The organism is Thiohalorhabdus denitrificans (assembly GCF_001399755.1).
In the GTDB taxonomy this organism is placed as follows: domain Bacteria; phylum Pseudomonadota; class Gammaproteobacteria; order Thiohalorhabdales; family Thiohalorhabdaceae; genus Thiohalorhabdus; species Thiohalorhabdus denitrificans.
On sequence record NZ_LJCP01000006.1, the window covers coordinates 275,418 to 288,718 of the forward strand.

Genomic DNA, 13,301 nt, shown 5'->3' on the forward strand with positions numbered 1-13,301 from the left:
ATGCAGACCAACCTGCTCCAAGAGCTGCAGGCCACCCCGGAAGGGGCGGAGGCGGAGCGCATCCTGCGCAACTGCGTGCACTGCGGCTTCTGCAACGCCACCTGCCCTACCTACCAGCTCCTCGGCGACGAGCTAGACGGCCCGCGCGGCCGCATCTACCTGATGAAGGACATGCTCGAGGGCGGCGAGGTGAGCCGGCACACCCAGCGCCACCTCGACCGCTGCCTCACCTGCCGCAACTGCGAGACCACCTGCCCATCCGGGGTGGAGTACGGCAAGCTGGTGGACATCGGCCGCGAGCTGGTGGAGGAGCGGGTGCGGCGCCCCTGGCGCGAGCGCCTGTTCCGCGGCCTGCTGCGCCGCGTGCTGCCCGAGCCGGGCCGGTTCGCGCCCTTGCTGGGCGCCGGCCGGGCGGCCCGGCCGCTGCTGCCCGCCGGCCTGAAGGCCAAGGTTCCCGAGAAACCGGCGGTCCCCGCCTGGCCGGAGCCCCGCCACCCCCGGCGCATGGTGGTGCTGGAGGGCTGCGTCCAGCCCGCCCTGTCGCCGCAGATCAACGCCCACGCCGCCCGGATCCTGGACCGCCTGGGCATCTCCCTGGTGACGGCGCCGGGCGCGGGCTGCTGCGGGGCCGTGGACCAGCATCTGGGCGCGCCGGAGGCGGCGGCGGAGCGCATGCGCGCCAACATCGACGCCTGGTGGCCCCACATCGAGGCCGGGGCCGAGGCGGTGGTCATGACCGCCAGCGGCTGCGGGGCCCTGGTGCGGGAATACGCCCACCACCTGCGCGACGATCCGGACTACGCCGAGCGCGCCGCCCGCATCAGCGCCCTGACCCGCGACCTCGGCGAGGTTCTGGCCGCGGAGGACCTGGCCCCCCTCCGTCCGGAGCGGCCACCCCGGGTCGCCTTCCAATCCCCCTGCACCCTCCAGCACGCCCAGGGCCTGAACGGCGTGGTGGAGGACGTCCTGCGCCGGCTCGGGCTGGAGCTGACGCCGGTGGCCGAGCCCCACCTCTGCTGCGGGTCGGCGGGCACCTACTCCCTCCTCCAGCCGGAGCTGGCCGCCTCCCTGCGGGATCGCAAGCTGGCCAACCTGGGCGCGGGGGAGCCGGAGGCCATCGCCACCGCCAACATCGGCTGCCTGCACCATCTGGACGCGGCGAGCCCGGTCCCCGTCCGGCACTGGGCCGAGCTGCTGGACACCTCCCTCCCCCCGACCGCCTGACCTCCCTTTACGTAGCGGAAAGATGGGATCTTTGCCAGGATAAGGCTTGTCCGGTCCTTGTCCGGACGCCGTCCCGGAAGGTCTCGGGCACCGCATCAAAAGGGGGGGAAGGGGATGCTGTTCCTGCCATTGGCCCGCAAGCCGGACTGGCGGCACCCGCCGGTGGTCACCCTGCTGCTGGTGGCCGTGAACGTGGCGGTGTTCTTCCTGCTGCAGACCGACGACCACCGCCAATACCACGCGGCGCAGGAGTTCTACCTGGGCTCGCCGCTTCCGGAACTCGAGTTGCCCCGCTACGCCGAATTCCTCAAGGAGCAGGGCCGCTACGGCCGCGCCCGCGAGGTACGCGAGGCCGTGGAGGAAGGTCGGGAGGCCCGGGCCTGGGCGCTCTGGGAGCTGCAGGGCGACGGGCGCTTCCTGGAGCGGCTGCACGGCGGAGGGGTGGTGCGGCCGGAGGATCCGGGGCACGCGGAATGGCGCCGGGCCCGCGCGGAATTCGAGGAGCGCCTGGAGGCGGTGACCGCCCAGCGCTGGGGATTCAAGCCGGCCCAGCCGGCGGCCGAGGACGCGCTGGTGCACATGTTCCTCCACGGGGGCATCGGCCACCTCGTCGGCAACATGGTGTTCCTGGTGCTGGTGGGCTACGTGGTGGAGGCGGTGGTGGGCCGCCTGCTCTTCCTCGGGGTCTACCTGCTCGGCGGCCTCCTGGCCACCGCCGCCTTCGCCGCCGTGTACAGCCACAGCGCCGTGCCGCTGGTGGGCGCCTCCGGGGCCATCTCCGGCCTGATGGGGGCCTACGTGGTGCTGTTCGGCCGGCGTCGCATCCCCTTCTTCTACTCCCTGGGCTTCTACTTCGACTTCGCCCGGGCGCCCGCCATCCTGCTCCTCCCCGTCTGGGTGGGCCTGGAGGCCTACCAGCTGCTGTTCGGCGGGGTCTCCCAGGTGGCCTACGTGGCCCATATCGGCGGTCTGGTGGGCGGGGCCCTGCTGGGGGCGGTCCTGCACGGCACCGGGCGGGTGGACCTGGAGTTCCTCGATCGCGACGAGCAGGAGGAGCGGGATACGGCGGACCTTGAGCAGGGCCTGGAGCACCTGGGCAAGCTGGAGCTGGACGCCGCGCGGGCCTGTTTCGCGGCCCTGCTCGAGCGCCGCCCGGGCCACCGGGAGGCCCTGGCCAAGCTCTACACGGTGGCCCGGTACCAGCCGCACAGCGAGGAATACCACCAGATGGCCCACCGGATCTTCGCGCTGCCCGAGAACGACCCGGCCACCCTGCGCTTCAAGCGGGAGACCTTCCGGGATTACGTGGCCACGGCCAAGCCGCGGACCCGTTTCGACCCTGGGCAGTTCGTGGAGCTCGCCAGCCGCTTCGCCACCGGCGGTTACCCGGAGGAGGCGGTGCCCATGGTCGACGCCCTGCTGCGGCAGGGAAGGGTGCACCCCCGCCTGCCCCGGATGCTGGTGGTGGTGGCCCGGGCCCTGACGCGCGAGGGGCAACGCGAGCGTGCCCGGGGGTATCTCCAGGCCCTGGTGGAGCGCTTTCCCGATTCCGAGGAGGCCCTGGAGGCGCAGGAGCTACTGGGGCACCCGGACCCCGCCGGCTAGGACCCGGCCCCGGAAGCCGGCTCCGGGGTTCCGATGGCCCGGAGGAGGTGGCGGGCCTCGGCGGCGGCGGGATCCTCGGGGAAGTGGCGCAGCACGCTCTCCAGCAGAGGACGGGCCTTGGCGTTTTGGTTCAGGTCCTCGGACAGGATCCGGGCGGCGAGCATGGTGAGGGCGGGCAGATCGGGGTGCCCGGGGTGGGCCTTCCCGAACCCGTTCATGAGCCGCAGGGCCAGGTGGGGCTGCCCTCCCTCGCGGGCCGCACGGGCCAGGGGCAGGATCTGCTCGGGCTTGGCCGGGCGAAAGCCGGGTTCCCGCTCCAGGGCCTCCGCCACCACCCGCATGGCCGGCCCCGCCCTGCGCTCCAGCAGCAGGGCCGAGATGTAGTCCTTGCTCTCCTCCACCAGGCGCCCGTCGTCCCCGCCCGCCTGCAGCACCCGGTAGTAGCGCTGCCAGGCCTCCAGGTCCGTGGGCTGTTGGTCGATGCGCTTGCGCAGCAGCTCCTCGGCCCGCCCCAGCTCGCCCTCCTTCAGCAGCACGTCCACCTGCCCCAACAGCTCGTCGGTGCCGCCGGGCAGCGCCGGACGCGCCTCCCCGCCCGACTCGTCGGCGCGCACGTCCACCTCGTAGCCGAGCTCCTCGTGGTACTGGTAGATCACGTAGCCCAGGAGGTGGAAGGTCACCAGATGCATGTAGCTCCAGCCGAAGGCGATGGCCGCCGGGGCGGCCCAGGAGGGGGCCAGGGCGGCGAGGAGCACCGCCAGCTGGGTACCGGCCCCCGACAGCAGCTGCATGAACAGGAACAGAAGCAGGTAGGCCGGGCCGATCCGCACGGCGAGCGCCACCAGGGACACGGGGTTCAGGGCCCGCAGCAGGATGCGCAGCAGACCCTGCTCCAGGCCGACGAACAGGATGCTCGCCGGCAGCATGAGGCTGAAGAACAGGCTGGCGGCGAGATAGCCGACGAAGCCCAGGTACCCGCCGGCCAGGACCGAGAGGAGGAACGTCGCGGCATAGACCGCCCCCAGGGCCAGCACCCGCGGCATGGTGTCCTCTTCGTTCCGGCTCACGGAGACCGCGGGCGGCTCCATGTGGCCGTCCGCCGTATGGGCCAGGACCCGGAAGCTGTACTGGAGTACGGCCAGCCCCACCAGGAGCGGCACGGCAAGCCCCACGAGCGGAAAGGCGGTGGCCAGGGCCAGCAGAGCCAGCCCCAGCAGGTAGGTCAGGGGGGTGGAGTGCAGGGGATAGGCGAAAATGCGCGGCAGGCGCCGCCAGAAGGGCACGATGACGTTGCCCAGGCCCAGGGACCGCGCCGGGCGCTCGCACAGGGGACAATCCGGGGCTTCCTGGAGGGGGGCGGGGGGCCGGCGCACGCATCCCGGACACAGAGACACCTCGCAGCGGGGACAGTGCCAGCGGGCGGCGGTACGTGGATGGTACTTGCATGAAATGCGCTGCATGGCCCCCTCCTGATGCCCAATTTTGGACATTTGTCCCAGAACCAAGCATACGGTCGGTCAAAACGGTCCGCAACGAATCCGGCCCCCCGCTTCCGCGGTAGGCCGGGACCGTGTCCCGGAGGCAGAGGCGCCCGGCGTATGTGGGTTAGGAGGCCTGGTCGAGGTCGGCGAGCATCTTGCGGGCCTCGGCGGAGGCGGGGTGGTCCGGGAAGAGCCGGAGGAGGTGGTCCAGGGTCTGGCGGGCCTGCTCCGTCTGGCGGAAGTCCTCCCGGAGGATGCGGGCGGACAGCAGAAAGACCAGGGGAGTATCGGAATGGTCGGGGTGGTGGTGGCTGAAGCGGTTCATCAGGCGCAGGGCCAGGCGGGGCCGTCCCGCCCGCCGGGCGGCCAAGGCCAGGCGGCGGATCTGCTCGGGACGGGCGGGCCGGAATGCCTCGTCCACGTTGAGGGCGTCCTGGGCAACCTCCAGGGCCCGTTCCTCCTGCCCCGCCCCAAGCAGGGTGGTGATGAAGGCCCGGCTCCCGGCCAGGAAGGGTTTGTCGTCCTCCCGGGCACGCAGCACCTCGTAGAGCTGCTCCCAGCGGTTCAGGTCGGTGGGGTGGTCGGCGACCTCCGCGCGCAGGAGCTCCGTCGCTTCGGCGAGCCGCTCCTCCCGTACCAGCTTTGTGATCCGCTCGCGGCGGGAAGGCTCGGGCTTTTTCGGGGGGCGGGCCGGCTGTTTGGGTCGCTGGCGGGTGACGTACCCGAGCTCCCGGTGGTGGGGGGCGGCCAGCTCCCCCGCCGTCCGGAAGGTGAAGATCAGCGAATAGGCAGCCAGGGAGGTGGCCAGGGCGAGGAGGCCCCAGAGGGGGATCCGCCCTGACAGCAGCACGACGGCGAGCCCCGTGGCCCCCGCCAGGAGCAGGAGGGTAAGCGCCGTCCCCAGGAGCGGGCGGCCTATGGTGCGAATGACCGCCGCCAGGCGCAGGGGATGGAAACCGGCCTCCATGGCCGGGAACAGGCCTTCCTCCCGCCCGATCACCAGGGCGGTGGCGGGAAGGAGAACCGCCCAGGCCAGGGCCCAGGGCAGGAGCGCCAGCGGACCCACCGCCACCAGGGACCCCACCCCCAGGGCCCCGTGGGCCATCAGCGCTCCCAGCAGCCCCACCACCCGGACCAGGGTCGGTCCGTGGGGCTGCAGGAAGGAGGGCGCGTCGGCGGGGTTTCCCCGTGCCGTCCGGTCGAGGACCTGAAAGCCGAAGTGCAGGACCGCCACGGTGACGACCAAGCCCACAAAGATGCCCAGCACGGGCAGGGCCATGGCCGGCCCCAGTACCCCCGAGGCCGCCAGGAAAGCCAGGGCCCAGCCCCGGAGCGGGTAGAGCGCGGTCCCCGGGTCGGGCGGGAAGTTCCAGTCCGCGCCCTGTCCCAGCCGCTCGGGCGGCTGGTGGCAGCGCGGGCAGCGGCGGCCGGTCTTCTCGAGGCAGCGTTCACACAGACGCACCCCGCAGGCGGCGCAGAACCAGTCCGCCGCCTGTCCGGCGTGCGTGGAGCAATGGGTCGAGGTCATCGGGCTCCCCCCCTTTGGTACCCGAAGGGGACAACCCTAGAGGTCCGCCGGGGGTTGCGCAACTGTCGCCGTGTGGCGCCAAATCCGGGGTCGAAGGTGTCGGGAGGGCCGTGCCCCGGTCAGACCGGCAGGGCGGTTTCCTCTTCCGGCTGCCGGGGGTCGTGGTCGGCGTGGGGGAAGATCTCGGTGAAGCTGGCGTAGGCGGCCCCCGCCCCCACTGGCCCGAGGACCAGAAAGCCCAGCCCGTAGGGGATGGCGGCCACGGCCGCGAGGGCGGCGTAGACCAGACCGAACAGCAGCAGGGGCAGGAGGTTACGGAGGACGGCCCGGAGGCTGGCTCCCAGGGCCCCGGGGAGGCGGCTGGCCGTGAAGGCCACCAGGGGGGTGGCGAAGTAGAAGGCCGCCGCAGCGCTCAGCCCGAGGAGCAGGATCAGCAGCCCCCCGAGACCGCTTTCCGCCCAAAAGGGGCCCTGGGCCGGCGGAGCGCTCGGCTCGGGCAGGGTCTCCGCCATGGCGAGGAACAGGCCGGCCAGGAGGAAGGTGGCGGCGAGGGCCAGGCCCCCCAGGCCCAGCAGGCGGCCCCGGGTGCGGGCGTCGGTGAGCCCCTCGAAGAGGTGGCCCAGCCGCACCGGGTCCCCGCGGGAGCCGTCCCGCGCGGCGAGCAGCAGGCCGGCCCCGAAGGCCGGGGCCAGTAGCGTGGCCACCAGTCCGCCGAGGACAGGGATGAGGTTCAGGGCCAGGACGACGACCACGTAGAGGAGGAACAGGGCGATCCAGGGGCCCGGCTGGGCGCGGAATCCGTTCCAGCCCTGGGCGAACCAGGCGAAGGCCCGGCCGATTCCGACACGTTGGGAATGCATGCGGCCTCCTGGGGATGCGTGGAAAGGGCGTCCGACCCGGGGAGCGCACATTATAGGGCGGACCGCCCGGGAGGTCAGCTTGGCCCCTCAATGGGGTGCACCAGAAGGCCCTTCCCGGGCCGGGAAGGGCCTTACGAACAGGAGGACGCCCCCGTAGCAGGAGGGATATTCCCCCGGTACGGGTTTTTCCCCACAGCATCTGTGGAGAACCTTGTGGAGTTCTGCGGGAGATTGCCTCGGAAGCACCGCCTGGCAGGGACTTTGGCACTTTGGACCAATTTCTGGTCAGTATTTTTAGTCAATAAAAACAGGATATTAAATGAGACGTTGCGGAGGGCCTGGCGGGGCGGCCCCTGCCACGCGAGTGAATGCTCGCTTGTGGATGTTGGGCAGTCCGGCGACCCGTTTTTCCCACAGCACTTGTGGAAAACCCTGTGCAATTTCCCGGGAAAGGTTGGCTTAGCCCCGGCGCGCCAAGGGGCTCCGCGGTTTGGTACAGTTCATAGGCATAAAAAAGGTTCTTTAAAACCAGCTATTTGCACGCATTTCCCTGATTGGCTGGATGTTGCCCGGATTTCGCATGAGTGAGCACTCGCCTGTGGAGAGAGGGTTGCGCCCGGTTGCTGCCGCTGGCAGGACAGCCCGGGGTAGGGCTACGCCGGGGCGGGGCCCTTGGGGGGATCGTCCCCGGTACGGCCGGTGTGCACCAGGGCACTGCGGATTTCCTCCGTGCCCTCACGCGCCACCGCGTGGGGCATGTGGGGGGTGCGGTGGGCGATGATCGGCTCCCCGGCGGGGTCGACACCGATGATCCCCACCTCCGATCCCAGGTGGTGCTCCAGGTCGTCGAGGGTCGCCGCGATGGCCTCCCGGAGGCTCTCACCGGCGCCGACGCGACAGGCCGTCACTCGGGCCGTGCCGTGCCGCATCATGAGCTCGCCCTGCCCGGTGGCGGCCACGGCGCAGCGGTCGTCGGCGAAGTGGCCGCTGCCGGGGAGCGGGGAGTCACCCACCCGCCCGGGCAGCTTGAGCGCCACCCCGCCGGTGGAGGTGGCCGAGGCCAGGGCGCCCTGCCCGTCGACGGCCACCGCCCCCACCGTATCCCCCTCGAGGTCGGGGTGGTCACGCAGGAGCCCGGAGAGGCGCCCGAACTCCCCGGGGCTGTCCTCCAGCCGCGCGCGCAGCCGACTCCAGCGGTTGCGCGCCGCCGCGGTGACGGGGTTGTAGTCCGCGTAGCCCAGGCTCCGGGCGAACTGCAGCGCCCCGGGACCGGCCAGCAAGGCGTGGTCGCTCCGCTCCATGACCGCCCGGGCGACGAGGACGGGGTTGCGCACCCGCGGCAGGGCCGCGACGTTGCCGGTGGCCCACCTCGGGCCCCACATGACGCCGGCGTCCATCTCCACGCTCCCCGGCAGGCTCAGGGTGGAGCCGGTGCCGGCGTTGAACAGGGGATCGTCCTCCAGGGCGCGCACCGCGGCGGTCACCGCCTCCAGGGCCGAGTGCCCCGCCGCTAGCAGGTCTCTGCCCGCCTCGGCCGCCACGCGGACCCCGTAGGTGATCTCCCGCTCTCGCTCCGGCGGCCAGCTGCCCGCGCCTCCGTGAACCACAATGGCGTACATGGGTTTCCCCCGCTGACGGTATCGCCTCCGGCGTGCATGGTGGGTAGACGGCGCCACCCCGGGAGGGGTTCCCATGGGTAGTCCCTGGATCTGGCTCGTCTCGGTAGCCTTCGCCGCGCTGCTGGCCCGGGGGGCCGCCCGCCGGGGCGGGAATCCCGTCCTCTGGGGCGGTCTGGGATTCTTCTTCGGCCCGCTGCCCCTGCCCTTCCTGCTGCTGGTCCCCGTGCGCCGGCCCGGCCGGGCCTATTCGGCGGACTCCTCCGGGGGTTCCGGGAAGACCTCCCGGTAGGCCCGGTAAGCGGCGGCCATCCCCACCGGCAGGAGGAGGAGGAAGCCCAGTCCCATGGGCAGCACGGCCACGAACCCCAGGATCAGATAGAGCACCAGGAAGAGCAGTACGGCTCCGAGGTTGCGCAGGCAGGCCCCGAAGCTCTCCCGCATGGCCGCCACCGGGTCCAGGTCCCGGAAGGTCACCAGGGGAATGGCGAAGAACAGGGCAAAGCTGACCGCCAGCATGACGAGGAGGGTGGCGATCAGGGCCCCCATGGGCGGGGGTCCGCCGGGCATGGGCTCGGTGGGGCCGCCGGGCCCCATGCCGCCCCCCGGGGCCACCTCGCCAGGAGCGGTATAGACGAGGATCAGCCCCGCCAACAGGGTGGCGGCCAGGGCCACGGCGCCCAGCACCAGCAGTGGGCCGCGGCTCTGGGCGTCGCCGAGGGCCTGGAACAGCATGCCCGCCCGGACGTCCGTGCCATCCTCGGCCGCCCGGGCCATGAGCAGGAACCCCGCCAGCAGGCCGGGCCCGATCACCGCCCCCGCGATGGGCCCGATCAGGGGGATGAAGTTGAGGAGCAGGGTGATGAGCAGGTAGCCGGCCGCGGCGAGGACCCAAGGGCCCGGTGCGGACCGGAAGGCGGACCAGCCGTCGGCGTACCAGCCGGCCCCCCGGGCCCCAGCAACACGATGATTGGCCATGGCGCCTTCCTTCCCCCGGTGGATGGTGGTGCGGCGGGGTGTCGTCCGGACGTGTCCGGCCCCCTATCGGCAACGTAAGGCGGCTCCGGTACGGCGTCAATCGGCGGAACCTCCCTACTGTCAAGGCCCGATGGGGACTTCCGGACAAAAGGGGAGCTCCCCTGGACAGGGCCGTCTTAGGGACCGGGCGCGGGTACGTCCTGGCGGGGCGGGTTCGGTACAATCCGGGTCCGTTCCGATCGGACCCCGGGAGCACCGCCTTGGAGTATCTCCGCTTCGTCCGCGCCAACGGCCGTTTCCTGGGCTTCGGCCTGCTGGCCGTGGCCCTGTCAGGCTTCGGCCAGACCTATTTCATCTCCCTGTTCGGCGGGGAAATCCGGGCCGCCTTCGACCTCGGTCACGGCGCGTTCGGCGGCGTCTATTCGGCGGCCACCCTGGCGAGCGGGGTGCTCCTGCTCTGGGCCGGGCAGCAGCTGGACCGCCTGGACCTGCGGCTGGTGGCCGCCCTGGTGGTGGTCGGCGTGGCGGCGGGCAGCCTGCTGATGGCGGCGGCCGGCGGCGTCCTGGCGCTGGCGGCGGCCATGTTCCTGCTGCGCTTCGCCGGCCAGGGGCTCATGACCCACATGGCCTTCACCAGCATGGGCCGGTATTTCGAGGCGGGGCGCGGCAAGGCCGTGAGCATCGCCGGCATGGGCATGCCCCTCGGCGAGGCGCTTCTGCCGGCCGCGGCGGTTTCGGTGACCGCCGTCCTGGGCTGGCGGGGTGCCTGGACCGCCGCGGCGGTGTTCCTGGTTGGGGTGGCGCTGCCCCTGCTTCTGGGCCTGCTGCGGGGCCACGGCGCACGGCGCCGGGAGCTGAGCGCCCGGGAGTCCGCACACCCGGAACGGGAGGGAGACGGCCGAGGCCAATGGACCCGGGCCGAGGTGCTGCGCGATCCCCGCTTCTACCTGCTCCTGCCGGCGGTGCTGGCGGCCCCCCTCATCGCCACCGCGTTGTTTTTCCATCAGGTGCATCTGGCCGACGCCAAGGGCTGGGCCCTCTCCTGGCTGGCCTCGAGCTTCCCCGCCTTCGCCGCCACCCATGTACTGGGGCTGCTGGTTTCGGGTCCCCTGGTGGACCGGGTGGGGGCCCGCCGCCTGCTGCCGGTGTTCCTCCTGCCTATGGCCGCGGGCCTGGCGGTCCTGGCCGCCTTCGACCAGGCGGCGGTGGCGCCGGTGTACCTGGCGCTGATGGGAGCCTCCATGGGGGCCACGGGCACCCTGCTGGGCGCGCTGTGGCCCGAGCTCTACGGGGTGGCGCACCTGGGGGCCATCCGGGCGGTGGTGCAATCGGCCATGGTGCTCTCCACGGCCATCGCCCCCGCGGCCGCGGGCCTGCTCATCGATTGGGGCCTTCCCATGGAGGCCCTGGCGCTCCTGCTGGATCTCTATATCGCCGGGGCGATCACCCTGGTCCTGGTGGCCCTGCGCCTAAGGCCGGCGGGGGCGCACGCGGGGTCCTGAGCTACCAACGACAAGCGCCCCACCGGGGACCGGCGGGGCGCTTGGACCGGAAGCGTCCGGAGGGGCTGGCCGGGTCAGGCGGTTCCGCCCTCCTCTTGGGGCACTGCCTCCAGCGCTTCCTGATCGCGCCGAGAGGCGGCGACCAGCCAGAACGTGCCGCCCAGACCCGCCATCAGCGAGGCCGCCAGGATGCCGGTCTTGGCGAGGACGATGGTCTCCTCCATGCCGGCGAAGCCAAGGTTGGCGATGAAGATGGACATGGTGAAGCCGATGCCGCTCAGCATTCCCGCCCCCACCACGTGGGCGGTGCGGACGCCGGCGGGCAGCTCGCCGATCCCCAGGCGGGCGGCCAGCAGGGCGCCGCCGGCCACCCCGAGGGGCTTGCCCACCACCAGGCCCAGGATGATGCCCAGGGTCACCGGCTCGGACACCACGTTGCCCAGCTCTTCCAGGTGCAGCGGGATGCCCGCGTTGGCGAAGGCGAAGATGGGGATCACCAGCAGCGCCACGGGCAGGTGGAAGAGGTGCTCCAGGCGTTGCAGCGGGGTCTCCACCTGGTGGACGCCGTTCTCCAGCGTCTGCACCAGGGCGTGCTGGTCGGGGTTGTGGATCAGGCTGCGGCCGGGGCTGACCTTCTGGTCGAACCGGTCCATGAGCTGGCGCACCAGGCGGCTGAAGGTTCGGGGGTCGAACTTGGGCCGCGCCGGGATGGTCCAGGCGGTGAGGATGCCGGCCAGGGTGGCGTGGATGCCGGACTGCAGCATGGCCAGCCACAGGAAGATGCCCACCAGGAAATAGGGCCACGGCTTGCGGATCCCCAGCAGGTTGAAGGCCACCAGCGTCCCCAGGAACAGCCCGCCCAGGCCCAGGGCGCCCAGGGCGATGTCCTCGGTGTAGAACAGGGCGATCACCGCCACCGCGCCGAGGTCGTCAACGATGGCCAGGGCCACCAGGAAGGTGAGCAGGGTCTTGGGCACCCGGGAGCCCAGCAGCACCATGATCCCCACCGCGAAGGCGATGTCGGTGGCCATGGGGATGGCCCAGCCGGCCGCCATGGGGCCCTCCGGGTTGATGAGGAAGTAGATCCCCGCCGGAACGAGCATGCCGCCGATGGCGGCCACGATGGGCACGGCGGCCTGCCGCACCGAGGCCAGCTCGCCCACCAGCACCTCGCGCTTGATCTCCAGGCCCACCACGAAGAAGAACAGCCCCATCAGGCCGTCGTTGATCCAGTGGTGGAGGGAGTGCTCCAGGGTCCAGGGGCCGATGCTGAAAGCGATGGGGATGTGCAGCAGATCGTGGTAGAAGTGCCCCAGGACGCTGTTGGCCGCCACCAGAGCCAGGAGGGTGGTGGCGATGAGCAGCAGCCCGCTGGCGCTCTCCTGGTGGATGAACTCCTCGAACGGCGTGGCGATACGCTCGAAGGTGGGCTCGAGCGGGGCCTGATAGTCCCCCTCTTTCTTCATCTTGGCTCCCTGGTTGCGTGCGGACCGAAAAGAAGCGGCACTGTTTAGCAGGTGGCCGGGTTCCATGCAAGTCGGCTATGGGGTATTCCTTTAAGGAATTTCCCGGCCCTCCGGGCACAGCTGGGGCGCCCGGGACTCGACCCGCTGGCCGCGAGCCGCTAAGGTATGGGCCTTCCCGAATCCCATACTCGAGGAGGAGCAATTGGCCCCACCGGCACCCAAGCAGCCCAAGGTCTTCTGCCAGTTTCCCGTGCAGCTCGTCATCGAGGCGATCCTGCTGGTGATCGCCGCCAGCGTCTCCTTCGAGCTCGCCCTGCCGCTGGTCCTGGTGGCGATCGTCTTCCCCGCCTACTGCTTCGCCAAGGCCGAGCCGCCCGAGTCCGCCTCCAGCTAGGGGCCCTCTAGGGCCCAGCCGCGCCCTCCTCTATCTCGGCCCGGGGTGGTCCCGGGGCGGGCGCGTGCGTCCCGGCCTTCGTCGGGTCTCAGCCCCGGCCTCGGTAGGGGGGCACGCCCTGGTCGGGGATCCATACCCCGGCCGGGGGCTCCCCCGTCTGGTAGAAGACGTCGATGGGAATGCCCCCGCGCGGGTACCAGTAGCCGCCGATGCGCAGCCACTTGGGCTGGATGGCGGCCTGGATGCGCTTGGCGATGAGCAGGGTACAGTCCTCGTGGAAGGCGCCGTGGTTGCGGAAGGCGCCCAGGAACAGCTTGAGCGACTTGCTCTCCACGATCAGCCCGTCGGGGACGTAGTCCACCACGAGGTGGGCGAAATCGGGCTGCCCGGTCACCGGGCACAGGGAGGTGAACTCGGGGACGGTGAAGCGGACCAGGTAGTCGATGTCCGCGTGGGGGTCGGGGACGGCCTCCAGCTCAGTCTGCTCCGGGCTCTCCGGCAGGGGGGAGTCCGTCTGGCCGAGGTAGCGAAGATCGTGGTAATCGGGCATGGGTCGCGGCGGCTCGGGAGCGCGGGGCGGCGCCCCGCGGTTGGAATTCGGGCCCCATCATACCAGGGCCCGGGCCATAAGGCCGAGCCGCCGCCCC

12 protein-coding genes are annotated in these 13,301 nt (G+C 71.6%); 5 read left to right on the plus strand and 7 right to left on the minus strand.

Translation table 11 applies throughout. The features are described from left to right. Both glcF and AN478_RS02735 read left to right on the plus strand, forming a co-directional pair. Positions 1-1,224 carry a glycolate oxidase subunit GlcF gene (glcF, locus tag AN478_RS02730; protein WP_054965086.1) on the plus strand — a complete coding sequence of 408 codons (1,224 nt, stop codon included), beginning with the start codon at positions 1-3 and terminating at the stop codon, positions 1,222-1,224. Between the two features lie 114 nt (positions 1,225-1,338). Further along, positions 1,339-2,829, plus strand: a complete 1,491-nt coding sequence (locus tag AN478_RS02735; RefSeq protein WP_054965087.1) for a rhomboid family intramembrane serine protease — start codon at positions 1,339-1,341, stop codon at positions 2,827-2,829. On the opposite strand, the gene AN478_RS02740 is transcribed toward AN478_RS02735, so the two are convergent. From AN478_RS02740 to AN478_RS02755, 4 genes are all read right to left on the minus strand, one after another. Next, complete coding sequence (locus AN478_RS02740) at positions 2,826-4,289, minus strand: tetratricopeptide repeat protein (RefSeq protein WP_143004116.1); 1,464 nt, start codon at positions 4,287-4,289, stop codon at positions 2,826-2,828. The genes AN478_RS02735 and AN478_RS02740 overlap by 4 nt on opposite strands. Before the next feature lie 145 nt (positions 4,290-4,434). Then, the gene (locus AN478_RS14655) at positions 4,435-5,838 is read right to left on the minus strand and encodes a hypothetical protein (protein WP_054965089.1); all 1,404 of its coding nucleotides are present in this window, start codon (positions 5,836-5,838) and stop codon (positions 4,435-4,437) included. A gap of 119 nt (positions 5,839-5,957) precedes the next feature. Further along, complete coding sequence (locus AN478_RS02750) at positions 5,958-6,698, minus strand: BPSS1780 family membrane protein (protein WP_054965090.1); 741 nt, start codon at positions 6,696-6,698, stop codon at positions 5,958-5,960. Positions 6,699-7,351: 653 nt separating this feature from the next. Beyond that, positions 7,352-8,317, minus strand: coding sequence for an isoaspartyl peptidase/L-asparaginase family protein (locus tag AN478_RS02755; RefSeq protein WP_054965091.1), 966 nt, complete (start codon positions 8,315-8,317; stop codon positions 7,352-7,354). A gap of 73 nt (positions 8,318-8,390) precedes the next feature. Between AN478_RS02755 and AN478_RS02760 the strand changes: the two genes are divergently transcribed. After that, on the plus strand, positions 8,391-8,606 hold the full coding sequence (locus AN478_RS02760; RefSeq protein WP_054965092.1) for a hypothetical protein: 216 nt from the start codon (positions 8,391-8,393) through the stop codon (positions 8,604-8,606). Here the strand turns inward: AN478_RS02760 and AN478_RS02765 are convergent. Next, on the minus strand, positions 8,561-9,292 hold the full coding sequence (locus AN478_RS02765; RefSeq protein ID WP_054965093.1) for a BPSS1780 family membrane protein: 732 nt from the start codon (positions 9,290-9,292) through the stop codon (positions 8,561-8,563). The genes AN478_RS02760 and AN478_RS02765 overlap by 46 nt on opposite strands. Before the next feature lie 260 nt (positions 9,293-9,552). Here AN478_RS02765 and AN478_RS02770 point away from each other — a divergent pair, with 260 nt between their 5' ends. Then, complete coding sequence (locus AN478_RS02770) at positions 9,553-10,794, plus strand: MFS transporter (RefSeq protein ID WP_054965094.1); 1,242 nt, start codon at positions 9,553-9,555, stop codon at positions 10,792-10,794. 74 nt (positions 10,795-10,868) lie between these two features. On the opposite strand, the gene nhaA is transcribed toward AN478_RS02770, so the two are convergent. Further along, positions 10,869-12,260, minus strand: a complete 1,392-nt coding sequence (gene nhaA, locus AN478_RS02775; protein WP_054965095.1) for a Na+/H+ antiporter NhaA — start codon at positions 12,258-12,260, stop codon at positions 10,869-10,871. Between the two features lie 202 nt (positions 12,261-12,462). Here nhaA and AN478_RS02780 point away from each other — a divergent pair, with 202 nt between their 5' ends. After that, a complete protein-coding gene (locus AN478_RS02780) occupies positions 12,463-12,654 on the plus strand; it encodes a hypothetical protein (RefSeq protein ID WP_054965096.1) in 192 nt (63 codons plus the stop codon). An 88-nt stretch (positions 12,655-12,742) separates the two neighbouring features. Here AN478_RS02780 and queF read toward each other — a convergent pair whose 3' ends face one another. Further along, complete coding sequence (queF, locus tag AN478_RS02785; protein ID WP_054965097.1) at positions 12,743-13,204, minus strand: preQ(1) synthase; 462 nt, start codon at positions 13,202-13,204, stop codon at positions 12,743-12,745. Between the last annotated feature and the right edge of the window lie 97 nt (positions 13,205-13,301).